The organism is Rossellomorea sp. NRS-1567, from assembly GCF_050467885.1.
Classification (GTDB): Bacteria; Bacillota; Bacilli; order Bacillales; family Bacillaceae_B; genus Rossellomorea; species Rossellomorea aquimaris_C.
The window spans coordinates 274645-299750 of the sequence record NZ_JBITPL010000015.1 but is presented as its reverse complement, the minus strand read 5'-3'; the positions used below and the strand labels follow the sequence as shown (position 1 = coordinate 299750).

The following is a 25106-nucleotide window of genomic DNA, read 5'->3' as shown; positions in this document are numbered from 1 at the left end:
TAACCAATAAATTCTTTCATTACCCAGATATCCATTTTTATTTTGGATTAGTGGACCTCTGTTGGTCTTGCCAAAAGAATAATAAGAATAGACTGCTAAACTTATCGCCACAAAAACAAAAAGGCAACTCCTCTTTGGGAAGTTGCCTTTTTAGTATGGTATTTATAATACATTAAAATATCTTGCTTCCGGATGAGCGAAGACCATCGCTGTTACCGATGCTTCCGGTTCCATCATACATCCGTCTGTTAATTGGATTCCGATTCTTTCAGGTTGAATAAGCTTAAACAGCTTCTTCTGATCTTCAAGTTCAGGACACGCCGGATACCCAAATGAAAAGCGCTGTCCTTGATAATGAGTCCGGAACCGGTCCTGCATCGTGAAATCAACAGGATCAGGAAACCCCCACCGGCTTCTCATCATCTCATGCACTCTTTCAGCCAGTCCTTCTGCTGTTTCCAAGGCAAGAGCCTGCAGTGCGTGACTTTCAAGGAATCGGCCTTCTTCCTTCATCTCTCTAGCCCACTGCCTGATTTTCACACCGGCCGTTACCGCAAAGAAACCGACATAATCCATTTCTCCACTTTCTACAGGCCGTAAGTAATCTGCTAAACACAAATGCTGATTTCCTGCTTGTCTGGGAAAATGAAATCGTTCGATTACTGTGTGAGGATCCTCCGGGTGATAAATAACAACATCATCACCATCTGATTGAGCTGGAAAGAATTGATATCGTGCAGATGCCTGAATCATCCCTTCCCTTTTTGCTTTCTGGAACAATTCATCAGTCACTGCTTTAAGTCCGACTGTTCGTTCGTCCCCTTCTTCCAGTAATCTTGAAATTTTCCCTTTAATCCCTAAATGATGCCCAAGAAGCATTTGCTGATTAATGTAGGGTTGAATTTGATCAAGTGAAAATTCTTTTATGGTATGTGGAATTAAGTCAGAAGGAACATGGACTTTTACATCTTGTGCAACTGTAGAACGTACTTTCACCGCAACAGAAGATGTATTTCGATTCGGTGAATCTTCAGTCGAAACGACCTTACTTAACTTTTCGCGACTCTCTTCTTCCAACTGAAGCCTTGTTTCTTCATGTTGAATCCCATTCATGATGCTAAGTCCATCCATTGCATCCTTCGCATAAAGAACCAGTCCATCGTATTCCCGGCCAATTTTGTTTGTAGTGAATTTTCGGGTGAGGGCCGCACCTCCTACTACAAGAGGAACTGAAATATCAGACTGTTTCAAATCTTGAGCAGTAATGACCATTTGTTGGGCAGACTTTACAAGGAGCCCGGACAAACCTATGATATCGGGCTTCTCTTTCCGTATGACTTCGATCAGTTCCTGAGGTGTTACTTTAATGCCTAAATCAATCACTTTATATCCGTTATTACTGAGGATAATATCAACGAGATTCTTACCAATATCATGAACATCCCCCTTAACCGTAGCTAGGACCACTTTGCCTTTAGAAGATGAACTTTCCGTTTGTTCCATATGTGGTTCCAAATGAGCAACGGATGCTTTCATGACTTCGGCACTCTGTAATACCTCCGCTACAATCAGCTGATTATCATTAAATAACCTTCCGACTTCACTCATTCCAGCCATAAGGGGACCATTGATGATTTCAAGGGGAGCGTCATATTTTTCCAAAGCGATATTTAAATCGGAAATCAGTCCTTCCTTCGTCCCTTCCACCACATAATGAGCCAGTCTTTCTTCTAGAGTCATAGTGTTGACTGGTACCTTTACTTCTTTCTTTTTCCCTCTGTAAAATGCTGTGAATTCAGCCAAGGTTTCATCAGTCGTCTCAAATAATAGTTTCTCCGCCATTCGAATTTCTTCTTCAGGGATAGATGCAAATCGCTCTAATTTCTCCGTATTGACTATCGCATAATCAAGGCCAGCCTTCGTACAGTGATAAAGATACACAGCATTTAGAACTTCTCTTCCGACAGGAGGCAGTCCAAAAGAAACGTTACTAACCCCTAAAATATGAGGGCATTCCGGTAGGGCTTCCTTTACCTGTCTTATCCCTTCAACGGTGGCATTGGCTGATCCAATGTATTGCTGATCTCCTGTTCCAACTGGGAAAACAAGAGGATCAAAGATGATGTCTTCTGAAGCTACCCCATATTTCTCTGTTAACAGTTTATGAGAACGAAGGGCAATGTCTACTTTACGCTCGACTGACACTCCCATTCCTTTTTCATCAATCGTTCCTACTACAACCGCCGCTCCGTATTCCTTCATCAGCTTTGTAATCTTCTCAAACCGCTCTTCTCCGTCTTCAAGATTAATCGAGTTAATGATCACTTTCCCTTGAGAATATTTTAAAGCGGTCTCAAGCACTTTCTCATCCGTTGAATCAATGACAAGAGGAACTTTTACTTTTTTTACCACTTCTTGTATGAATACATTCATATCTTCTACTTCTTCACGATCGGGATCTGCAAGGCATATATCGATCACCTGAGCTCCATTTTTAACCTGTGCTCTTGCAATCTCTGACGCTTCTTCTATTTTATTCTCTGCAATCAATCGTTTAAATTTACGTGAACCGATGACATTCGTCCGTTCTCCGACGAGAATCGGTCTTCTGTCTGCATCCTCATAGACGAACGCTTCAATTCCTGACACCGCATGAGGGTGAGACTCATTGGGTTGACGGGGAGGTAATCCCTTCACCACTTCTGAAAGGGCACGAATATGCTCCGGTGTCGTTCCACAGCACCCTCCAACAAGATTCAGCCAGCCTTTCTCGGCAAAACCCTTCATCTTTATACTGAGAGAATCTGCGGTCTCATTGTAATTTCCCTCTTCATCAGGAAGTCCTGCATTCGGATAACAGCTTACATAGGTAGTGGCTAAACTCGATAAGGAACGGATATGGTCACGCATAAATTCAGGTCCTGTTGCGCAGTTTAGACCAACGACCAAAGGATTTAAATGTTCAAGTGATAAATAAAATGCCTCGATTGTCTGTCCGGCGAGTGTAGTGCCCATTGGCTCAATGGTCCCGGATAACAAAATGGGGATTTCTTTCCCCCTGGATTCAAAAGCACTTCGAATTCCGAGATTTGCTGCTTTTACATTTAACGCATCCTGGCTCGTTTCAAGCAGCAGTACATCAACTCCTCCATCGAGAAGACCTTCTGCTTGAACACGATAGTTGTCTACTAACACTTCGAAGCTTACCCCTCCTGTAACAGATAAGGTTTTGGTAGTGGGACCCAGAGATCCTGCAACAAACCTTGGCCACTCGGAGGTTGAGACATCTTCTACAGCTTTTTTAGCGATTTCAGCGGCTACTTTATTGATTTCGTATGCTTTATAGCCTAAATCATATTCGTCCAGTACGATGGGGGTTGCACCAAAGGTATTCGTTTCAATCACATCAGCTCCGGCTTTTAAATATTCCAGGTGGATCTGATAGATTACCTTCGGCGATGTTAAAACCAGGTTTTCATTACATCCTTCAAGCTCTTCTCCACCAAAATCCTCCGGTGATAAATTCGCTTGTTGAAGCATCGTTCCCATTGCTCCATCGAGTACGAGTATTTTTTTCCTTAGCTGTTCTTCAAACAAAGTGATGGCCATAGGGAACCTCTCTTTCTGTGATGGTTTTCTCTTGTATATGATGAATCAGTTCAATGCTCATATCGTACCTGACAAAAGGTGTGATAAGGTAAATTCCATTAAACAGATCTATTGCTGTATCAAGTAAGTCTTTTGCTATCTCCATTCCGACAGCCCTTGCAATAACGGGATCACTTCCCGCTTCCTTCATTCTTTGTCTTGTTTCTTCCGGCACATTGATTCCCGGTACTTCATGATGGAGAAACTCTGCATTTCTTGAGCTGATTAACGGCATGATTCCGATAAAGATCGGAACATCTAAATGCTTCGTAGCTTCATGTACTTGAATCAGCTGTTCTTTCCCAAAGATCGGTTGAGAAATGAAATAGTCAGCTCCGGCATTCTTTTTCTTTTCAAGCCTTTTGACAGAAGCGTCTAAATGACGGAAATTCGGATTAAAAGCTGCACCTACTGAAAATTGAGTGCGTTCCCGGAGTGATTTACCGGAGAAGGATATCCCCTCATTATTCTGTTTAATCAATTCAATGAGTTCAAGAGAAGATAAATCATAAACGGATGCTGCCCCGGGAAAATCTCCAATCTTGGCCGGATCCCCCGTAATCGCTAATATATTGTGTATTCCTAACGTGTGTAATCCCATTAAATGGGATTGAAGTCCAATCAGGTTTCGATCCCGACAAGTGATGTGAACTAAAGGCGTAAGATCAAATTTTGAGCTTACCAGGCTGCCAATGGCGTCATTACTAATACGAGGCGATGCTAACGGGTTGTCTGCAAGCGTGAGTGCGTCAATTCCAGCTTCCTTTAATGCCTCAGCCCCTTGGAAGAACAGCTTCGTGTCGAGATGCTTTGGTGGATCGAGTTCAACAATGATCGTTTTCTTTTTCCTTACTTGCTCATGCAGCAAGCTTCCCTTGATAGAAGGTGACGATAACTGAACAACCTTTTTTGTTTTCACCACTTTTTCTTTCACTGGCTCCCGGCTTTTTAACCTGCTTCCTACAGAACGAATGTGATCAGGTGTGGTCCCACAGCATCCCCCAATGATTCTTGCACCTTGCAGTCGCAATTCGTTGCTTATATCTCCAAAGTAATCAGGCTCAGCAGAGTAATAGAATCGACCTTCTTCATAGTTTGGCAGACTGGCATTGGGATAGACGGATAGAAATGCCCTTTTTGGTAATGGAACTTCCTCTAATGAGTTCACCATATGAAATGGACCCATGCGGCAATTGATGCCGACAACATCGGCCCCCAATAACTCTAATTGTTGAAGAGCGTCTTTTATCTCCATTCCATTTTGAAGAACTCCCGTTTCATGTAAAGAAACTTGAGCAATGATAGGAATGTCTGCTTCACGTTTAGTAATGTTTAATACAGTGGTTAATTCTTCGAAATCATAATAGGTTTCAAGCAGAATGCCATCTACACCCTCTAGTAATAAACAGTATAGCTGTTCCCGAAAGCTTCTTTTGATTTCTTCCAGCGACACATTTTGTTTAATGCCCCTGATTCCCCCGATGGTGCCCAGAATATAGGTGTTTTCACCCGCGGCTTTTCTTGCCAGACGCACTGCAGCTGTATTTATTTCCTTAACCGAATCCTCCAATCCGTATCTGGAAAGCTTTTGATAATTGGCTCCATACGTATTGGTCTGAATGATATCAGCTCCTGCATCAATATACTCTTTATGGACTTTCAACACTTCATTTGGGTGAGAAAGATTCAGCTCTTCAAAGCATCTGTCCACTCCATATGAATACAACAACGTTCCAATCGCACCATCTGCAATTAAGATTCTCTCTTTCAGTGCTTCCAGCAACGGCGTCATGACATTCCCTCCTTTTTTATAAATTAATCACGTTGTTTCGATTGATCTTTTGTATACTATCTAATCCGTTTTGAAGATCTTTAATCAATTCATCCACGTTTTCAAGTCCTACTGATAATCGTAATAAACCATCTGTAATACCTCTTCTTTCCCGTTCTGCTTTTGGCATGGAAGCATGTGACATCCTTGATGGATAGGATAGGATGGATTCAACAGCTCCTAAACTTACGGCGAACACGGGAATGTTTAAATTTTGTATGAGTTGCTTCACTTCTTCTTCCCCTTTTAATCGGAAGGAAAGAACCGCTCCAGGACCCTCTGCTTGTCGAACTTGAATTTCACGACCGGGATGATAGCTTAATCCTGGGTAATACACTTCTTCTACTTCCTTTCTTTTTTCTAAGAAGGTCGCAATCTTATAAGCCGATTCTGATGATTCCTTCAATCGTACATGCAGTGTTTTCAGCCCTCTTAAGAGCAGCCAGCAATCCTGAACACCGAGGACAGCACCAAACGAATTCTGCAAGAAAGCAAGTTTCCTGGCAATCTCCTCATTTCCCGTTACGGCAAGCCCTGCCAAGACATCACTATGTCCGGCAAGAAACTTCGTGGCACTGTGCAGGACAACATCCACACCTAGACTGATCGGTCTTTGCAGGAGGGGAGTCATGAATGTATTATCAAGAAACGTTAAACATCCATTCGCCTTGGCAAGTTTTACGACTCCTTCAATATCGGTGATATTCAGAAGCGGATTGGATGGCGTCTCCATATAAATCACTTTCGTATTGTGCTTAATTGAACAAGCCACTTCATGTAGATCCTTCATGTTCACAAATGAGTATGCAATCCCAAACTTAGTGAGGACCTCGGTAATCATTCTGTATGTTCCACCGTACACTTCTTCTGATACGAGAACATGATCTCCACTGGACAATAATAAGAAGCTTGTTGAGATTGCCGCCATTCCGGATGAAAAGGCAAAGCCCCTTACCCCGCCTTCTAATTCAGCGATCGTTTCTTCAACGGTTTCCCTCGTTGGATTTCCCGAACGGCTGTAATCATACGTTCCATATTGATCAAAATCCTGTTGATGAAAGGTCGTAGCATGATGAAGCGGTGTAGAGACCGCTCCTGTTTCTTTATCAACTCCGTGAGAATGAATGAGTGACGTCTGAAGTGAAAATGGTTTTTTACTCATACGTAAGCACCTCTTTTTCCAATTGTTGAAAAACATTCTCTAGGTCTTCAATCAGGTCATCAATAAATTCAATTCCTACAGAAAACCGCAGGAGTCTGTTGCAGATACCAAGCCTTTTCCGTTCTTCTTCAGGAATGTCTGCATGTGTTTGGGTAGCGGGATAGGTGATAAAACTTTCCACCCCTCCCAAACTTTCAGCAAACGTAATAACTTTTAAGTGTTGGAGAAATGGAGCAACCCATTCTTCCTTTGCGATACGAAAGGAAAGCATGCCGCCTTTTCCCGGATATAAAACGTCTGTTACACATTCATGGGCATCAAGATACTCCGCTAATTTTCTTGCGTTTTTTTCGTGCTGAGCCATTCTGAGACTAAGGGTTTTCATCCCTCTTAATAAGAGCCAACAATCAAAAGGGGCGAGAACCGCTCCGATTGAATTTTGAATGGTGTAGATTTTCCCCGACAACTCTTCTGTGTTTACGACCACAACACCGGCCAATACATCATTATGGCCCCCTAAGTATTTCGTGGCGCTGTGAATGACAATGTCTGCGCCTTCAGCGAGCGGCTTTTGTAGAACAGGTGTATAGAAGGTATTATCGACAATTAAGAGCAACCCGTTGGCCTTAGCAATGCCGGCAATCTCAGAAATATCTGCTTCATTCATCAATGGATTGGTTGGGGTTTCAACAAAAATGGCCTTTGTTCTGTTAGAAATTTGTTCTTCTATGGAGCCAACATCACTTGTATCGACGAAATGAAATTTGATACTATATTGTGCTTCATACTGCACGAATAAACGGTAGCTCCCGCCGTATAGGTCTTTCGAAACAATCAATTCATCCCCGCTGGAAAATAAGCTAAGGATTGCCTGAATCGCTGCCATCCCCGAGCTGAAGGCAAACCCTCTGTGACCTTCCTCCAATTGAGTGAGGGTGTCTTCCAAGGTGGTGCGGGTTGGATTTCCAGTCCTTGTGTAATCATAGCCTGTCGATTGGCCAATCCCCTTATGTTCATAGGCAGTCGATAAATGAATGGGCAAGCTCACAGCACCTGTTGAAGGATCTTTCCGATTTCCCGCCTGGACAAGTATTGTATCAATATGCTTTTTCAACATTCTTCTCTCCTTTTCTATCTTGAATACGAAAAGGGAAAAAACAAAAAAACCTTCTTAATGAAAATAAGAAGGTTTTGTACGTTCGTTCTCCCTCTTATCGTCCAAGTTGACATCAACTTGCTGGAATTAGCACCATACCAAAACTCGCGGCTGGTTGCTGAGGTGTCTTCGGGCCAGTCCCTCTACCTCTCTTGATAAGAAACTATTTGATTTTGTGAAAAATAACTTTCCCATAACTTATAATAAAGAAGAAGAAATGTCAATGAGAATTATGAATTATCTGAATAAAAAATATTCATTTTACGCTTCATCAACATTTTTTATTTCAATGATAAATCCCTATTTTACTTTTAATCTCTTTCATGAATGGGATTGTTTTTTCCCGTGCTTTTTTTGCTCCATTTTGTAAGATGACATCCAGCATATGGGGGGAGGCCATCAGTTCTTCATATTTCGATCTTGGTTTCTCGATAAATGAATTCATTACTTGGAATAGCTCTTTTTTCGCTTCTCCCCAGCCTATTCCTTCTTGAAATCTCCTTCTCATTTCTTCAACTTGATCGGAGGTTGCAAATTCTTTATAAAGAGAGAATAAGACGGATGTTTCAGGATCCTTAGGCTCTTCAGGAGGTGAAGAATCTGTTTTGATTTTATTGATTAGTTTTTGGAGTTTTTTTGGTTCTTCAAATAATGGAATGGTGTTGTTATAGCTTTTACTCATTTTCCGTCCATCGAGTCCCGGTAGAACGGATGTTTCTTCCTGTATGACATATTCAGGAAGAATAAATGTTTCTCCATATAGCTTATTAAAGTTTTCTGCTATGTCTCTTGCAATTTCAACATGCTGAATTTGATCTTTTCCGACAGGAACCAGTTCCGTTTGGAAAAGAAGGATATCCGCCGCCATTAATATAGGATAAGTGAATAAGCCCACGTTGACGCCCGCATCCATCTCCCTGCCGGCGGAATAATTTTCTTCAACCATTGATTTATATGCATGGGCCCGGTTCATTAATCCTTTCGGTGCAAAACAAGACAGGATCCAGCTTAATTCAAAGATCTCAGGTACATCAGATTGACGATAAAAGATCGCTCGATCAGGATTCAAACCTAATGCTAACCAAGCCGCTGCCACTCCATAAGATAGTTCTTTCATTTCATGCCCATCATGTATCTTCGTTAAACCATGATAATCGGCAACAAAATAAGCTGTATTGTAGGATTGGTTCTCTGCCAATTGCAATGCCGGTTTGATTGCACCAATATAATTCCCCAAATGAATACGTCCTGTTGGCTTAATCCCCGTCAGAACTTGTTTTTTCATAACAATTCCCTCCGCTCAAAATAATAAAAATAAACACAAAAAGGGCTTCTCATCCTCTAAAAAAGGACGGGAAACCCGTGGTGCCACCTTCATTCGCTTACACTTTAGTAAACGCACTCATCTGTACAGAAGTCGCCTTCGATACATCGTCTCCTTTATCGGTGAGACCCTCCGCCATAACCTACTTAATTTCAGCCTGGATGCTCAAAAGCCCATTCAACGATTTCACCATACTGATTCTCACCAGCCATCAGCTCTCTGAAATGTTTCGTTCGTCTACTCTTCTTCCTCATCGCATTTTACCATATAAAGTGTTTCCATTATTTTAATGTATGGGGAAATAATGGTCAAGTGGGTGTAGACACAATTTAGATTTCTTTGGATGAAAGGGGAAGGAAAAGCTTTATGCCTCTCTTATTAAAAGGAAGAAATTTCATATCTGCGACCAAATGACTTGCATAACCGATTACACACGCTTCAAATACTCCATCAATCATTAAAGAAGACTCTAGATAATGAGCAATCATGCCATAATATACAATCCCAAGAACAGAGTGAGTATAACTGCGATGTGAAACGAATGAGGCAATGAAAATATAAATACCTAACAACCATAACCACGTTTCATTTAACTGCCAACCGCATGCTGTCACACCGATGCCTGTAATCATCAGCATTCTTCTCTGGGTAATGAAACTTGCGAGAATCATCATTCCTGCACCATATCCTATACCAAGCCATCGTTCTTTCCCGATTCCTTCAAGATAGCTGTATACCATCATTAAAAAACCAATGATTTGTGCCACTGCTCTGATCATTTTTGGTGAAAAAGTAACCTTGTTACTAAGCTTTCCATCAATATCCATATCAGGCATGAGTCCGGATACCCCGCCTATTGCCACAAGTGCGGCCGTTATGTCAGGACCAGATCCAAATGAGTTGGCCACAATAAATCCTGTTGCTGCTCCAATTGCCATATGTGCTGTGCCGTTCAAGTGTGTCCTCCTACTCTCTTATCACATTATGTATGTACTAGATTACTATAATAGCCTTGATTATCCATATTGACTATGGGAAGTACGAATTAATTTCTAAAGATGAGCCGATATGCGCTCAATAATTTCAAGAAGGTAGGACCTTTTATGTGGAACAAAGTGATGGTAACTCACCCTTTGCTTAATGAAGTCCTTATTCCCTGTTTCATTAATAAGAAATCCTTCTACGTCGATTTCCTCTTTCGTTTGTTGAACGAGCGCTTTAAAGTCTTGAAGAGTCGAACGGAAAATACCGGACACTTCTTCTGACTGAAGTTGAAATTCGTCATATGCAACCGGCTTGGAGTACAGGAATACGTGAGTTAGTTCCCGATCAATCATATCCCGTTGAATTAACTCTCCTTTAACGATTCCTAATGATAGAAGTTCATCTATCGTAAGATGAAGTCCAAGCTCTTCATGAACTTCTCTCACACCGTCTTCAATCTTCTCCTGTGACAAGATATGTCCAGCGGCGGTAATATCAAGTAAGACAGGGAAATCTTTTTTCTTATCACTTCTCATTTGGAAATAAATATAGGTCTCTCCACAAATTTCATCATAATGCGCAAGCCAGCAATGAAAGGTTTCATGCCAATATCCCTTTATATGCACCTCGGAACGACTGGCTACTCCAAGCCTATTACCGTATTCATCAAAGACGGCTAGTTGTTCATCCTCCACCCGAACCCCTCCTTTATTTCATTTCCTCCAGATACTCTTTAACCTCCAAAAGATCTTCAACCACAATATCCGCTTCACGTAATTCTTTTTCCTGAGAAAAATCAAAGGCACAACCTATCGAAAGAAAGTGGTTTTCCTCTGCTCCCTTGAAGTCAGACAATCTATCTCCAATCACAACCCCATGGGTAAGATTGTGATCCTCTTTGATTTTTCGAATCAACTCCCTTTTGTCATCTGATTGTATTTCCTGAATGCTGTAGCAGTCTAAGATCCACCGATCCAAGTGAAAGTACTCGACGATCGTCTTTAAATAATGAGGATATCCGTTGCTTGCCACAAAGATCGGAAACCCTCTCCCAGATAAATAAGCTAATATTTCTTCCGTATGAGGATAGAGAGCTCCCTTTCCTTTCTGAATATTTTCAATCAGTTTTTCATGAAATACATCATTCACTTTCCCATGTATATGTAAGGGATGATGAGGTAAAAGTGTTTTCCACACAACAGAAAGAGGGACACCCATAATTTCTCTGTATATTTCAAGAGGTGTAACCCCTTTCCACATTCCTTCATCTCTAAGTCGTTGAAAGGTATCATGAAGTGAAGCTTCAAGAATACGATCAGTTTGAAATAACGTTCCATCCATATCAAAAATCATTGCAGCTTTCATCTATATTCTCCTTTATTGCCTTTCGTACATTAATATGATCGACGATTTATACTTAAGTCACTATATTGCTTATATGAAATAACCTTCTATAATCATATCAAATTCACGGCCAAATGAAAGCAGCTGCGTATATTAGGAAGATGAAGATGCCTTTTCACAAAGTTTGTTGATTTATAAACATGATATTTGCCAGGGGCTCTGTCGACTAGTGAGTCCTGGATGGTGAGGGGAACCGCTCCTCTTTCCGTCGACGTACGGCCAAGCCTCCTCAGCTTTGCCGAACGGGGTCTCGGCACGCCCGTTCTTCCGCAGGAGTCTACGCAGTTGCCCTCACCATCTATAAGAATTTTTCGTGACAGAGCTTTAATGTGTCCAAAAACATCAAAAGAAACAGAATTTCTAGTACACAAGAGAAAATAAATCACTGGTAATTGATTTCTAAAATTTCGTTGTTTTTGGGAGCAAATGCTCAACCTATCTCAGTAGGAGCTTTTATTGTGTTTTTCTATCCATACTAATAGTCAGTAAGGATGTAGAATGTGGAAGCACAGAGTGGATTGTAGCGGAAGGCACTTGACTCCTGCGGGAAATAGAGGAAAGGTCGAGACCCCACAGACGGAACGTCGAGGAGGCTCGAATTCCTCCCCGCGGAAAGCAAGTGCCTGAAGCGGAAAGGAACGGTCATTATTTTATTCACACTATCACTAGAATTTCACAAAAAAACACACAAGTACGCTCCTCTTGTGTGTTTACTCGTTAAATCGGTGTATAGCTTGCTTTCTTTAAGATGCATTTGGAAGATAAAAAAGGACCGTCAACATCATGCCGATAACAGAAAAGATCACGATACTAACTGCTACTGACTTGTGAGACTTTGACACATGTTTCTTCTTTAACACGTTAAAAAACTTAAAAGCCAATAACGAAAGAATAAACAAAGATACAAACAAGAGCTCGCTCATGGACAATCCCTTTCTTCAGTGAGGTGTATTCTATTTAAGATATGAAATCACTTTACCATATTTTCTTATACAATAAAAATTATTTATTCTTAGAAATAATAATATACCCATTCAGGCGTTTTACGGAGCGCTTTTTCCCAGGCAGGGAGTTCATTGAAAGACTTCATGGTCAGTTTTTTACTATCATTAATGTCATTATGGATCAGTGATTCTAATTCGGCGGCAACATTTGCATCGCGAATGATGCAGTTGCTTTCATCATTTAAGTAGAAGCTTCGTGGATCCCAATTGGCTGTACCAATATCAGCCCATTTATGATCAATGACAAGCACTTTACCGTGGAAAAACCCTTTTTCATATAGATAAAGATCCACTCCGCTCTCTAACAAAGTTTTCTCTATTCTGTAACTTGGCGGCTTCGTGAACCATGCATCGGTATCGTCCGGAATGAGGATCTTCACTTTCACCCCACGCTTCACTGCTTTCTTTAAAGCGGATATAAGTTTCCCATTTGGTAGAAAGTATGGCGTTGTAATTGTGACACTCTCTTCCGAACTGTTAATCCAGTTCACTGTCTTATCTACAATACTGTCTCCTGTTGAGAACAAGAATTGAACGCTGCTCCCTTCATTTCCATTTGAAGTACGAGTAGGATGTACGATCTCCATACTTTCTGCCCCATCCTCGATCCAGTCCCTTTTAAACTGCTGTGCCACCTCAATTCCTGCCTCACCCTCCAACCGTATGTGATAGTCCCTCCAGTACCCAAGCTTCGGGTCTTTCCCTAAATATTCATCGCCCATATTGAAGCCTCCAATATAAGCAATTCTTTGATCAATGGAAACGAGCCTGCGATGATTCCGATGGTGAAGGGAATAGAAGATATTCTTCAGGGAGAGTGGCCTGCTTTTTACAATCTTCACCCCTCCTTCTTTCATCTTCTTTATACTTTCCTTCTTAATATCTGAACCAAGGAAGTCGACAGACAATCGAACATCTACACCTTCCTTAGCCTTTTCAATCAGCAAATCAAAAAACTCGTTGGAAATCTGATCGTCCCTGATAATGAAAAAATGAATCCAAACAAGCTCATCTGCTGTTTTAATATCCGCAAACAAATTTTCATATAAGTCCTTCCCTGTATTGTATACGTTGATTGCAGCTTTACGAGAAAGGGTTTCCGTAACCGGGTGAGTTCTCGCATAGTTCTTCACACCTTGTTTCACATCCCAATGCATGATGAGGAACAAAATCACGATGCATGCAGCCGTTATCAGGATTCCTTTAAGTCCTTTTTTCAGCAAGAGAACTCACCTCCTTTTATGTAGTGTTAGCTTTTGTTTAAGGGAAAGGACTATACATTTCCGTTGAAAGTTTATCTGAATCCTAAGATAAATCCACCGTTTTGGAATTTAACATGCCGCTTTAGCATTTATGCGATATTTTTGATACTAAAAAAGAGCATTAACTATCGTTAATACTCTCAGTTTACTTTCTTATTGAGCTTCAAAATATTATAGATAAAACGTGCGATCACAAATAGGAGGCCACCTATAAATGAACCTAGCGTATTCATTATCCAATCATCAATATCCGTCGCTCTTCCTAAAGGTAAATAATATTGGGCAAATTCAATACCAAAGGAAAAAAGTGCCCCAATAAACGTGACCATCAGAATAATTTGTTTCGAATGCCTCATCCACCAAGCTATAAAAAAGGTTAATGGAATAAACAAAAATATATTGGCCAACAGATTTCTAATGGGAACATCTAAATGATTTCGGTAAATTAAATTCAACTTAAGATTAGAGAATGGATCAAAATTCACCGACCCCTCAGCTACATTTCCACCAGTCAATGGAGTCAGGGTAATTAAGCAGATGCCTCCAATCGTTATGCACGTAAATAGAACAGGCAGTAAGTTCATCCATCTGCCCTTCCCTTTTCTTTTCTTCCAAAAGGAGACCGCAAAGATAAGGGAAATCGTCACAACTATAATAATTGGAAGAACCCAACCAAATGCGCTCCATAATTCTTTCATGATTCCTTTTCCTACTTTCCTCTAAGCTTCAAACGATGATATTCATCTAACCCTTTATACCTTAATTCTTCTATATGTAAACACGTCTCTCCATGTAAAATAATAAGCTGATTGCATTATTTCCCCATCCTCTCACCTTCCCTCTATCTTTTCTTTTTGAACCGCAAAAATAGGACTCCGGCCATTATGGCAAAACATATGGCGAATAAGATTCCCTTCCATACATCTCCATCTGAAAAAGATTTCAATACCCATATCAAAATAAATAGGGTAATGGCTGTATCAATCATCATCATACCTTTTGAGTTTCGAATGTCTCTTCACCTGCTGCCTCTTAATTTAGTTGCGATTCTTTTACTTTATCATATTCCTGGTTCACCATTCCATTGGGTCTAAACCCATAGCGACTCCCCTTTTTATCATTATAATCATTAAAACCCTGATTTTGGAATGGAAATTCAATAGTAAAAAAGGAGAATCACCTGAAAATCTGTGATTCTCCTTCGAGAAAAGTCTATTTAGACCCCTCTTGAATTAATGTTTTCATATCTTGGACAATTTCATCGTAAGGGACGTCACTATTGCCACTATAGGTTTTTACGACTGTACCTTCTTGATTCACCAAGTAGAAGCTGGTACCATGAATCATCTGATCGGAATTAGGATCGTCGGCTACAATCGAGCGGAAAGAATGTTCCGCAAGGTCTTTTACCTCGTCAAATTCATATCCTGTAAGTAGTTCCCATTTACTTGTATCTGCTTCAAAGTTTGAAATATACTCTTTTAATGCGTCCGGTGTATCGTTTTCAGGGTCTACGCTGAAGGAAACGATTTTGTAATCCTCTACCCCTTCTTCTTTCAGCTTTTCTTGAAGCTTCGTTAAATTAAATGTCATAGGTGGACAAACGGTTTCACAATTAGTGAATATGAAATCTGCGATCCAGACTTGTCCTTTCAAATCATTCAAACCGACTTCTTGATTATTTTGATTCGTATAAGAAAATTCTTTCACTTCATAATCTGTTTCTGCTTGAAAGTTACTATTACTGCAACCTGCAAGGAGAATCCCTATGATGGTCATCACCACAATGAATGTTTTGGTTTTTGACATCTTTATCTCCTCCGACTTTATCTATATCTCCCATTCTATGTTAGTAAAAAGGGGATAAAAAAACAATCAGCAGAGGCAATATTCATTGTCTATTTTGTGAATGCTCTGCTTCCCTTCCAACATCAAACGCTCCCAGACTTCCAGCGTATGCCCCTTTCTCTGGAAAAATAGGGGTGTAGGATAACATATCTTGAAATTGTGAAAGGTCCTCTTTTAAAGCAGGATTTGATTTCAATGTACTTCCAATAAACACGAAATTCTCTAACTTATGGGCTTGAGACGCTTGAGATGCAAGGAGAATAATGGTTTCGGCTATCATATTCGTTAGAGCCCTCAGTTTGTCTGCTTTCTTAGAAGAAGCATCCCCTTTAGCGAAATTAGCAGCTGTCAAATGTTCAGGAACTGGAGAATTCATTGCCTCATATACGTCCCTCACTGATAAATCAACTAGTTCTCGTTTGCCTTCTTTTGATAACCGTACCAGCTCGTAATAGTCAGATTCTCCAGTTAGTAAACCTCCCAATCCCATTAAGGTTCCGCCCCCTAACCCACTACCGAGTAATCTTTCACATCCGTTTTCATCAACCTTAAAAAAAGACGTCCCTGTACCTATATTTATGAGGGTGAACTGTTTCAGATCACTTTTTTCCTCTTTAAGGAGAAGTTTAGCTCCACTGCATACCGCTTCGAATTCTCCAACAATGTGAGCATGTGGAAAAATTTCTCCCCACTTCTCTGCTTTTCCTCCCGTAATGTAAAGCTTATGATTTTGGGCGAGGATTCCAAGCCACTGCAGCACATGCTGCTCACTGGAAAAGGTTTTAAAATGCAGTGCGCCATTTTCCTCAAACACGATCTTGGTTAACGTTCCGCCGGCATCGACCCCGACCACACTCATTCTTCCCGTTCCTGCATTTTTTTCTTAGAAAATAAATAGTGCAGGGTAAACCCATGAACAACCATTATCGTAAGGAACGCAAGAAAATAATAGAAAACACCTATGACCCCATCTGAAGTATCCTCAGTAATGAGCCACCATACCGATGCAAAAAGAAGAAATAGAAATTGAAGAGCGACTCCCTCCAAGAATGGCTTTTTATAGGTATTGAAATCCAACAGCCTCTTCCAGCTCCATCCAATTGCAACTACGGCTGATACTAACAATAATAATATGTAAATGCTTATTTTCATCAATGATGCCCTCCATTCAAAATATTCTTATTTCTATGGTATTCAATTGAGCTGGAAAATGAAAGAGAAAATGGGAAAAACACCAATCGATTTGGTGTTTTTCTGCCTTAATCCTATTCGGAACTTTTGTGATCGTAACGATATGCGTTGAAATGAGTGATATCCACTTTCACAATTACTTCCTCTAATGAATGGTCTGTTAAATAGAATGAAGGTTTTTCTTCAAGTTTTTCAAACTCTAGCGGATGGTATCTATACCATTTTTCACCTGCATTTAGTAAATCCACTTGTTTGTCCAGCCCCATGTTATACACTTTTTCAATTTCATTTTCCAAAGACTTTTCAAGTGCACTTTTCACTTCTTTATAGGGGGCATCCTTTAATTTTTCTATTAGTTCAGCTTTCACACTGACTTCAAGTGAAAATGTGGGAAAATCACCTTTTTCTTTCTTATATTTTATTTTAGGCTCCTTCGTCATTAGTTTAAATGTCGATATCAATTCGTCATCCTGATACAAAGGATAATCCATTTGATTTTTTTTGGTAAGCAACCAATCTACGATGATGGAAGGTTTAGAAGGAAGATCTCCTTTGAATTGTGAGTGTTGAAATAGACTATAACCGTTCAGATAAAGTACAGGGTAAGGTTGATCGGTCTGCCAGGATTTTTTATCAATACTAATATTCGGGATGAATGCCGTGCCCATCGGTTCATAGTAATCCCTTAAAAAATGCATTAAACTTGTAGCCCCGATATCATCCTGTAAAGACTCCATCGTTTCTTCCGTCAGCAAAACTGTATAAACGGGAGGATAATGAAATAAGCCGTTCACCTTAAAGATTTCTTCCATGCTCTCATCAGTGGTAAATATCTGCAGATTCGGTCTTAATGAGCGATTTCTTCCCACATCCTCCAGGACCTCTTTGAATTTGTACTTCAACACATTTTTTGAGACGACGAGCGTTTTTGTATGTCCAAAAAATAATGATGGCCTTGATGCTTTATATAGGTGTCTTACAGCCAAATTCAGTGTTTTACCAGAAGCAGAACCGATAAACGCCGGCACAGGTTCTGAAGGCTTACTTCCTTCCTGTTTTGCTACATTGGCAAAATTCAAGCCTTGAAGATAGGCTGTGTATTCCTGGTTTTCTTCATTGTAATCCAATCCGATCGAAACGACATACGTTAGATCCTGAATGTTTTTTGAACCTGTACACCCTGTCAATAAAAGGATTAAAAAAACGAAAATGAGTCTATTTGTCTTGTTGATCACGCTGATTTATTCCTTTCCTTGTATTGTCATCTGGGCTGGTTGAAGGGGTACGGTTTTTATAAAATTGAATAGGCAATCGGAAAAATGACCGAATGATTTCATTCCAACTGATTGGAGCTGCTGAACCAAGGAATGGAGTACCAAAGGAAGATTTTGTCGCGAAATATAGAACCGTCAGAATAAAACTCATAACAACACCGAATAATCCAAAAAAAGTGCTAATCAGCAATACAACGAACCTTAATACCGTAGTCCCATACTTTAACGTTTGATTGACGAGTGTAAAAGACGAAATATAAGTAATGGCTCCGATGACCAGCATGGTTGGGGATGTCAACCCGGCACGTATGGCGGCATCCCCTACAATCAGGCCACCAAGCACAGAAACCGTCTGACCAATCGCCCTGGGTAGCCGGACACCCGCTTCGTTAAAAAACTCAAACAAAAATAGGACGATAAACATCTCAACAGGAGCAGAAAGGGGCAGGCCGAATCTGGACATGGAAATCGTCGCCACGAGCAGATAGGGAATTTGTTCAATATTATAAGCCGAAAATGCCACCCATAATCCTGGTAAATAAGCTGAAATCAAAATCCCGCTTACTCGTAAGATCCTTTCCATAGATACATATACGTAGTTGATACTGGAGTCTTCTGGTGACTTCGTTTGTAGTAGAAGATTTACCGGCGCAAAAGAAACTGTAGGATATCCATCCACCAACAGGGCAAATCTTCCCTGGACCAGTGAATCAACGATAAAATCGGGCCGACCGGTAAAATCGAAATTAGTGAAAATGGAGTATGGATTGTCATCCAGTATCGATTCCAACTGTTGATTGCTGGTTAGAACATCAATATCTACTTTTTCTAATCTGGTATATAACTCATCGATAACACGCTCGTCTATCACATCACTCAGGTACATGATGGCAATCTCTGTATGACTGCGGGTTCCTATCTTGTATTTTTCGACTGAAAGAGTTGGAGTGAAAAGCCTTCTTCTGATTAAGGATATATTTGTATTTAAGTCTTCAACAAATCCATCTTTTGGCCCGCGGATGGAGGTTTCAAGCGAAGATTCTTCCGGCAGCCGTTTAGGAAAATTGCCTGCATGTAAGGAGATAATTTTTTCATCGATAAAAAACAAAATATACCCATTGAATAGAGCGTTGGAGAGCATATCCAGGGACTTTCCCGTTTCATCTACGGCTTGGAAATTCCCCTCCATCTTTTTTGCATAGGATTTTTCATGTGCTTCTTCTAATTTTGGGAGAATGAATTGATCGAGGTAATGTCGATCGACCAAACTCTCAAAATATACCAGGGTGACGACTTCATCGTGAAAAAAATGTTCTCGAATCAGTAAATCATGACTCTTTGAAAATAATTGCTTTAACTCTTTCAAAGTGTCCTTTTTTTCTTCCTTTATCCGCTTTTCTTTCGAAGACTTCTTCATTTTGAACATCCTTTACTTTATAAATCGGAGAATCACTGCTGACGTAATAATTTGTACGATGAAAAGGACAACGGTTGCGGGAAAAAAGTACACATATAAGAACTTATAAAAAAAATAAGTATCTACATCTATAAAAATAAGTACCAGCAGTATTAGAAAAATTGGCACCATCACTTTTAGTGATATTTGATAACGATCCTTCTTTTTCGTAAAAAAAACGGCCAACAGAAACATGAATAAACTAATCCTGATAAGTGCACCACATAACCACTGATAGAGAGCAAAGAAATCTAAATGAGTAATAAATTCTCCAATGGATAAAATTCTCCATTGTTCATAAGCTGGATATCTCATATTCGCTGATTCTATATGTCCAAATTCCATTATGGAAGCGGTTAATGGGCCAAACATTAAGCCCATTATTATTAGCCCAAGAACGATTAAATGGTGAAATTTTATTTTCCCTTCACTATAAGGCTGTATTAATACGATCAAATATAATTCAAGTAAACCAGATAATACATAAATCATCCCTTTAAAGACAGGCTCATATCCATTACTGAAAATTGGGAATAATAGACTGGGATCTTTCATATTGGTGTTTGTAAAAGCAATAAAAAAACCAAATAACATAACCAATGGCAATAAAATCCCACTGGCGATGGCCATATGTTTAATCCCTGACCAACTGATTAAGAAGCAGATAAGGAAGATGCTTCCTACCACTAATACGGATGGAACATCAGCTAAAAAATAGGCACTTAACCATATTATTAAATCAACAAAGGTTATATATGCACTTGATAATAAAAATAAACACATTGGCAGTGAGAATAGGAAAACAAACCATTTGTTCCACTTTTGATTAAGTAGATGATAGAACCCTTCCTGCGGGGAATTCTTTACTATGTAATAAATGAATAATGTCACGATAAATAATATTGGATAGGTTAAGAGGATACTGATCCATCCATCTCTCCCGGCTGCATTTAGGATGCTTGGTATAAGCATGACATGATTTAATAAGCCTGTTGAAAGGATGAGTAATAGTATTAATTGTCGGGGAATTAAAATAGGACGAATGCTTTTCATAGGTTATCTCCAAATTTCAGACTGTTTTATCTCTATTTATGTCCTACATAAAAGAAATCAAACCTCCTATACCAATTAAGGATCGCACATGCCCAAATCACTTCTATATTCCTGATAAGTATCCTTGCCACAATTGAAAACAGTCAAAGAGATGGTCTCTTTGACTGTTTTCATCGTTATTGTGAAGCTCCCATGTATGAATAGAACTAAGCCAAAAACTGAAACTCGGTTCTGCTTCCACTTTGGGAGGATATGACCTCAAGACGAGCGTCGATTCTTTCTTTTAACTCTGGAACATGAGAAATTAACCCAACTAGTCTCCCACTGCTTTGAATATCCATAAGTGCTTCGATTGCGTGATCAAGGGACTCTGGATCGAGAGTACCAAATCCTTCATCAATAAACATCGTTTCAAGTGAGACGCCACCTGCATACTGTTGCACGACATCTGCAAGTCCGAGGGCCAATGCTAACGATGCCTTGAAGCTCTCCCCTCCGGATAACGTTTTAACGTGCCGTTCCTGACCTGTGTACTGATCAAATATGAGAAGCTCTAAACCGCTCTGGACGTTTCCTTTACTTCTATCCGTTTTTCGAATCAGCTGATATCGCCCCGAAGTCATTTTGATTAATCGTTCATTTGCCACTTGAAGAATATCTTCAAGGAATGATGCCAGCACATATCTTTCAAATGTAATTCGATTTGCATTCTGACCCCGGGCCACTTCTGCCAAGTGTCCCACCATTTGATATCTGGATTCTAAATGCTTTATCCCTTCGTTTATGCTTGTCACCCGTGAAAGAATAAGCTTATTCTCTTTCGTATTTGTCATGATTTTATTAAGTTTATCATTTACAAGCCTAAGTTCCTCGGTAACCCGTGATATGTTTTCTTCAATGCTTTTAACATCAGGCTTATGTTTATCCTGTAAGTGCTTTTCGATGTCATGTAGACGATCGGAAACAGAACGCAGGTCTTCACCATACTTCTTCACTTTTTCTTGAAGACCGAGGATTTCTGATTCAGACTTTTTCGCTTCCTGGAATGCTTTATAATGGGAAAAACCTTGTTCTGTAAGGAGCGCAAGGAATGCATCACGTTCTGTTTTCATCTCATCATCTACTTTTTCTATCTGCGTTTCTTTGTCTCTCACTTGTGACTCTTTTACGCTGTACATGTTCTCAAGCTCATAGTATTGCTTCTGGGCGCGCTCATATGCTGTCTTCAACTCTTCTCTTTTTTGCTTCTGCTCCTTTAACACTTTGTTAAATTGATCTTTTGATCTGAGCTCATAAGGAATACCTTCCTTCACCTTTTGAAGGGTCGTATCCTTCGTAAGGAAGAGAGTATTCAGCTCCTGCAGCTTGTCTAGATTTTTCAACCTTGAGCCGTCCAGTTCTTCTAGCTTTTCCCTTCCTTTTCTTACTTCCTCCCTCAGTACCTTTGCTTGTTCGACTTCTCCTTTCTTTTCAGCCATTGTACGTTTCAATGCTTCCATCTCTGATGTCATTTGAGAAAGAGTATCATCTATTTCGTCCCGCTCAAAATCGCTTTTCTTGACACAAATTTTCCGAACGATATCGTCTATCTGACCCTGAATACCCTGCATTTTTGTTTCCTCTTGAGCGATCGCAAGGCTCATCCTTTTTTCTTCCTGGTTGAGTTCCTCCTGCTTTTCCTTCGCCACTTTCAAATCTTCCTGAGAGGGTAATGAATCAACACTGGCGGCAGGGTGTGGATGATGTTCTGAGCCACAAACGGGACAAGGTGCATGATCAACCAGCCCTTTTGCAAGGTGAGCAGCTTGAGCAGAGTGCCACTTTTCTTCTAAATGGGCCAGAGTTTCAGACGCATCCAAACTTTGTTTTTGAAGGTGAAGATACTGTTCTTTTAATTTTTGCTCTTGTTTATGGACAAGCTGAAATTTTTGATCCATCTTCTTTATTTCATTTACCTGTTCAAGAAAGGATTGATTCTCTTGCAAAGATTTTTCTAATTTAAATAAATCTTCTTGACCATTTTCGCCTTCTTCAAGTCGTTTCTCCCGGGATTTTATGCCTTCTTGTAAAAATGAAATCTGCTCTTTCTGTTTTTTGACGATGTCTTGCTGCTTCTCATAACTTTCTTTCATTTCTTTGGTATCTTTCATCAACTTATCCAGAGAATCTATATCTTTCTCCATTTCTTCGAGTTGAGTGATTTTCTTTGAAACCTCGTCTCTGAGAATTTCGTTATTCTTTTCTTCTTTTAATGTTTCTTTAGCTACTAGTAGCTTTTGCGAGATTGCATTCTTTTCCTCGGTAAGTTGAGCTAATTGACCCTTCAGTTCCTTCAAGTTTCGATTTAGTTTATGACAATACTCATCTTGTGGAACTAAACGGGAGGCTCGCTGGGCTAATAAAATGTCTCGATCGATTGATTCGATTTCAGGCTTTAATTTTAGAAGGGATTCTTTCTGAGCCCTTAGTTTTTCTTGAAGAACGTATTGATCGACCAACCCTTCTGCCTCTTGAAGCTCCTTCTGAAGAGCATCTCTTTTCTCCTGCACACTTTCATAGTTAAGCTGCATTTCTTTCTCCCTTATTTCCATGCTCTCTATGTGAGCTGGAAGAAGGTGTAGAATATGGTGGTCATTCAGTGGATTTTCTAATAATAGTGATTGAAGCTCTTCATTTTCTTCAAAATGAATTCTAAGTAATTCCCTTGTTCGTTCTTCCATAGAGGTTTCTACTGACTTCTTTAAATCGTCTGCCTCAGATTTCAGTTTTTCCTGGATGGTCTTATAGAGCTCTGTATGGAATAGACGTTGCAGGATAAGCTCCTTATCTTTACTGTCTGAAGTTAAGAGCTTTCGAAACTCCCCTTGAGGAATCATCAGGATCTGCCTGAATTGATTGGCATCCAGTTGAATTAACCCTTTGATCTTCTCATCCACGTCTCTGACGTTAGCCGCCAGTAGCTGTTCTTTCCCATCTTCATCGTATACGTATAATTCAGATCGGGCATTGATGGTTGTGTAGCCTTCTCCTCTTGCTTTCTTTTTGTCCTGCTGAGGGGAGCGCCAAATACGATACGATTTGCCTCTTAAACTGAATGTAAGCTCTACCTCCGTAATAACATCATTACTTGCAAATTGACTTCTCAGTTCAGTCGGACTGCGATCTTCACCACTTGCCTTTCCGTAGATCGCATAGGATATTCCATCAAAAATAGTCGTCTTACCTGAACCAGTCTTCCCGGATATCACGAACATTGTGCGATTCCCCAACGAACGAAAATCAATCGTTTCTCTTCCTGCATAGGGTCCAAAGGCTTGCATCACTAATTGGAGAGGCTTCATGCTTGATCGACCTCCTTTCTCGCTTGTTCAATAACGTTCTGCAGGACTTGTTCCTTTTCATCGGTAAATTCACCTGTCGTCATATCCCCATAGAATTCTTTAAACAAGTCAAGCTCCGACCTTTTCTTATCCTCTAGTACACGGAACGTATTTTTCTTTTTTGCATCGGTGAGATCCATTTTCCGCTCCAAATGAAGGACGTTCGGATAAACTTGGCGCAATTGATTGATGGGGTCGATTAACGTTCCTTCATCATGTAACGTAATCTTTAAATAGTCATCCACTTTCTGGGATTGATAGAATGCGGGATCAAGAAGCTCTTCCATCAGTCCCTGGAGTTCTCTCATATCTTGTTTCGGCTGAAGCACTTTTTCTCGTAATTGGAATGACCCCTCCCCATCCAATTCTACAATGCTCACTGATTTTCGCTGACTTGCTTCAGAAAAAGAGTATTTTAATAGAGATCCGGAATATCGAATCGTTTCATGCTTGATAGCATCTGGACTATGAAGATGCCCCAGGGCTGTGTAATGAAAAGGCTTAAACACATCGGCACCGACACAGCCAGATCCTCCAACAGAAAGGGTCCGCTCTGAATCTGTGGTTTTACCCCCAAGTACAAATGCATGACCCACAAAGACATGTGGTTCATTCGGATTCATCTTTTCTTCAATCCGGTTCACAATCGCTTCCATTGCAGCGTGATGAGAATTGATTGAATCGTCTTCAAGGATTTGTCTGACATTACCAGGCTCAGCATAGGGAACGCAGTGGAAATTAACCCCATTAATAGTGATTGGAGTAAGGTCATTTGTCAGCTTCCCTTTCAAGTAAAAGTGGCTATGCTTGTACCATGATGAACCAAATGATAATCGTTCTGCACTATCATGATTTCCTGATACAGCCACTATAGGTGTATTTAACTCTACATTAATCCGGAATAATACCTCATCCAATAACTCTACAGCTTCAGTAGGAGGAACGGATCGGTCATAAAGATCCCCTGCAATCACGACTGCATCGGGCTCCTCCTCTTTTACAAGTTCTATGAATTGCTCTAATATATAGCGTTGTTCTTCTGTCATATAAATGCCATGAACCAGTTTACCTAAATGCCAATCGGCGGTATGAATAAATTTCACTGCTGTAGTCCCCTCTCCGGTCATTG

Annotated in this window: 20 protein-coding genes, 1 riboswitch and 1 other annotated feature; of the genes, 1 reads left to right on the top strand and 19 read right to left on the bottom strand. The window is 40.2% G+C overall.

Features of this window, described 5'->3' with window-relative positions; translation table 11 throughout:
• Positions 1–162: 162 nt before the first annotated feature.
• The 11 genes from metH to ACIFOD_RS10800 form a co-directional block, all read right to left on the bottom strand.
• Positions 163–3609, bottom strand: a complete 3447-nt coding sequence (metH, locus tag ACIFOD_RS10850) for a methionine synthase (protein WP_430314582.1) — start codon at positions 3607–3609, stop codon at positions 163–165.
• Positions 3590–5440, bottom strand: coding sequence for a bifunctional homocysteine S-methyltransferase/methylenetetrahydrofolate reductase (locus ACIFOD_RS10845; RefSeq protein ID WP_430314581.1), 1851 nt, complete (start codon positions 5438–5440; stop codon positions 3590–3592). The genes metH and ACIFOD_RS10845 overlap by 20 nt, the downstream gene beginning before the upstream one ends.
• Positions 5441–5456: 16 nt before the next feature.
• Positions 5457–6641, bottom strand: a complete 1185-nt coding sequence (gene metC, locus ACIFOD_RS10840; protein WP_430314580.1) for a cystathionine beta-lyase — start codon at positions 6639–6641, stop codon at positions 5457–5459.
• Positions 6634–7758, bottom strand: a complete 1125-nt coding sequence (locus tag ACIFOD_RS10835; RefSeq protein WP_430314579.1) for a methionine biosynthesis PLP-dependent protein — start codon at positions 7756–7758, stop codon at positions 6634–6636. Before ACIFOD_RS10835 ends, metC begins: the two co-directional genes overlap by 8 nt.
• 91 nt (positions 7759–7849) lie before the next feature.
• A riboswitch (SAM riboswitch) is annotated at positions 7850–7959 on the bottom strand.
• A gap of 124 nt (positions 7960–8083) precedes the next feature.
• Positions 8084–9082, bottom strand: coding sequence for a tryptophan--tRNA ligase (locus ACIFOD_RS10830; protein WP_430314578.1), 999 nt, complete (start codon positions 9080–9082; stop codon positions 8084–8086).
• Positions 9083–9141: 59 nt separating this feature from the next.
• Positions 9142–9384 (bottom strand) — a binding site (T-box leader).
• A 66-nt stretch (positions 9385–9450) separates the two neighbouring features.
• Positions 9451–10077, bottom strand: a complete 627-nt coding sequence (locus ACIFOD_RS10825; RefSeq protein WP_430314577.1) for a metal-dependent hydrolase — start codon at positions 10075–10077, stop codon at positions 9451–9453.
• A gap of 96 nt (positions 10078–10173) precedes the next feature.
• A complete protein-coding gene (locus tag ACIFOD_RS10820) occupies positions 10174–10800 on the bottom strand; it encodes an NUDIX hydrolase (RefSeq protein ID WP_430314576.1) in 627 nt (208 codons plus the stop codon).
• Between the two features lie 13 nt (positions 10801–10813).
• Complete coding sequence (locus ACIFOD_RS10815) at positions 10814–11470, bottom strand: HAD hydrolase-like protein (protein WP_430314575.1); 657 nt, start codon at positions 11468–11470, stop codon at positions 10814–10816.
• Positions 11471–12252: 782 nt separating this feature from the next.
• On the bottom strand, positions 12253–12390 hold the full coding sequence (locus ACIFOD_RS10810; RefSeq protein WP_430314574.1) for a hypothetical protein: 138 nt from the start codon (positions 12388–12390) through the stop codon (positions 12253–12255).
• A gap of 131 nt (positions 12391–12521) precedes the next feature.
• Entirely contained in the window at positions 12522–13736 is a 1215-nt protein-coding gene (cls, locus tag ACIFOD_RS10805) for a cardiolipin synthase (protein WP_430314573.1), read from the bottom strand.
• Positions 13737–13915: 179 nt separating this feature from the next.
• Positions 13916–14473, bottom strand: coding sequence for a VanZ family protein (locus ACIFOD_RS10800; RefSeq protein WP_430314572.1), 558 nt, complete (start codon positions 14471–14473; stop codon positions 13916–13918).
• Positions 14474–14659: 186 nt separating this feature from the next.
• Between ACIFOD_RS10800 and ACIFOD_RS10795 the strand changes: the two genes are divergently transcribed.
• On the top strand, positions 14660–14869 hold the full coding sequence (locus ACIFOD_RS10795) for a hypothetical protein (RefSeq protein WP_397551598.1): 210 nt from the start codon (positions 14660–14662) through the stop codon (positions 14867–14869).
• 118 nt (positions 14870–14987) lie between these two features.
• On the opposite strand, the gene ACIFOD_RS10790 is transcribed toward ACIFOD_RS10795, so the two are convergent.
• The 8 genes from ACIFOD_RS10790 to ACIFOD_RS10755 form a co-directional block, all read right to left on the bottom strand.
• The gene (locus ACIFOD_RS10790; protein ID WP_324748209.1) at positions 14988–15584 is read right to left on the bottom strand and encodes an SCO family protein; all 597 of its coding nucleotides are present in this window, start codon (positions 15582–15584) and stop codon (positions 14988–14990) included.
• A gap of 82 nt (positions 15585–15666) precedes the next feature.
• Entirely contained in the window at positions 15667–16482 is an 816-nt protein-coding gene (gene coaW, locus ACIFOD_RS10785; protein ID WP_430314571.1) for a type II pantothenate kinase, read from the bottom strand.
• Positions 16479–16775 carry a hypothetical protein gene (locus ACIFOD_RS10780; protein ID WP_149155638.1) on the bottom strand — a complete coding sequence of 99 codons (297 nt, stop codon included), beginning with the start codon at positions 16773–16775 and terminating at the stop codon, positions 16479–16481. Before ACIFOD_RS10780 ends, coaW begins: the two co-directional genes overlap by 4 nt.
• 113 nt (positions 16776–16888) lie before the next feature.
• A complete protein-coding gene (locus ACIFOD_RS10775; protein ID WP_430314570.1) occupies positions 16889–18001 on the bottom strand; it encodes a Ger(x)C family spore germination protein in 1113 nt (370 codons plus the stop codon).
• A gap of 28 nt (positions 18002–18029) precedes the next feature.
• Positions 18030–19505 carry a spore germination protein gene (locus ACIFOD_RS10770; protein ID WP_430314569.1) on the bottom strand — a complete coding sequence of 492 codons (1476 nt, stop codon included), beginning with the start codon at positions 19503–19505 and terminating at the stop codon, positions 18030–18032.
• Between the two features lie 12 nt (positions 19506–19517).
• Positions 19518–20597 (bottom strand): endospore germination permease, encoded by a 1080-nt coding sequence (locus ACIFOD_RS10765; RefSeq protein WP_430314568.1) that lies wholly within the window; start codon positions 20595–20597, stop codon positions 19518–19520.
• Positions 20598–20803: 206 nt separating this feature from the next.
• A complete protein-coding gene (locus tag ACIFOD_RS10760) occupies positions 20804–23938 on the bottom strand; it encodes an AAA family ATPase (protein WP_430314567.1) in 3135 nt (1044 codons plus the stop codon).
• On the bottom strand, positions 23935–25080 hold the full coding sequence (locus ACIFOD_RS10755) for an exonuclease SbcCD subunit D (protein ID WP_430314566.1): 1146 nt from the start codon (positions 25078–25080) through the stop codon (positions 23935–23937). Before ACIFOD_RS10755 ends, ACIFOD_RS10760 begins: the two co-directional genes overlap by 4 nt.
• Positions 25081–25106 lie beyond the last annotated feature (26 nt).

What these genes read in the sequence shown, in the direction of transcription:
- ACIFOD_RS10800 (WP_430314572.1), bottom strand. Translation starts at nt 14,473, where the DNA reads ATGAAAGAATTATGGAGCGCATTTGGTTGGGTTCTTCCAATTATTATA.
- metC (WP_430314580.1), bottom strand. Translation starts at nt 6,641, where the DNA reads ATGAGTAAAAAACCATTTTCACTTCAGACGTCACTCATTCATTCTCAC.
- ACIFOD_RS10795 (WP_397551598.1), top strand. Translation starts at nt 14,660, where the DNA reads ATGGCAAAACATATGGCGAATAAGATTCCCTTCCATACATCTCCATCT.
- ACIFOD_RS10770 (WP_430314569.1), bottom strand. Translation starts at nt 19,505, where the DNA reads ATGAAGAAGTCTTCGAAAGAAAAGCGGATAAAGGAAGAAAAAAAGGAC.
- ACIFOD_RS10815 (WP_430314575.1), bottom strand. Translation starts at nt 11,470, where the DNA reads ATGAAAGCTGCAATGATTTTTGATATGGATGGAACGTTATTTCAAACT.
- ACIFOD_RS10780 (WP_149155638.1), bottom strand. Translation starts at nt 16,775, where the DNA reads ATGAAAATAAGCATTTACATATTATTATTGTTAGTATCAGCCGTAGTT.
- metH (WP_430314582.1), bottom strand. Translation starts at nt 3,609, where the DNA reads ATGGCCATCACTTTGTTTGAAGAACAGCTAAGGAAAAAAATACTCGTA.
- coaW (WP_430314571.1), bottom strand. Translation starts at nt 16,482, where the DNA reads ATGAGTGTGGTCGGGGTCGATGCCGGCGGAACGTTAACCAAGATCGTG.
- ACIFOD_RS10835 (WP_430314579.1), bottom strand. Translation starts at nt 7,758, where the DNA reads ATGTTGAAAAAGCATATTGATACAATACTTGTCCAGGCGGGAAATCGG.
- ACIFOD_RS10845 (WP_430314581.1), bottom strand. Translation starts at nt 5,440, where the DNA reads ATGACGCCGTTGCTGGAAGCACTGAAAGAGAGAATCTTAATTGCAGAT.
- ACIFOD_RS10790 (WP_324748209.1), bottom strand. Translation starts at nt 15,584, where the DNA reads ATGTCAAAAACCAAAACATTCATTGTGGTGATGACCATCATAGGGATT.
- ACIFOD_RS10760 (WP_430314567.1), bottom strand. Translation starts at nt 23,938, where the DNA reads ATGAAGCCTCTCCAATTAGTGATGCAAGCCTTTGGACCCTATGCAGGA.
- ACIFOD_RS10830 (WP_430314578.1), bottom strand. Translation starts at nt 9,082, where the DNA reads ATGAAAAAACAAGTTCTGACGGGGATTAAGCCAACAGGACGTATTCAT.
- ACIFOD_RS10765 (WP_430314568.1), bottom strand. Translation starts at nt 20,597, where the DNA reads ATGAAAAGCATTCGTCCTATTTTAATTCCCCGACAATTAATACTATTA.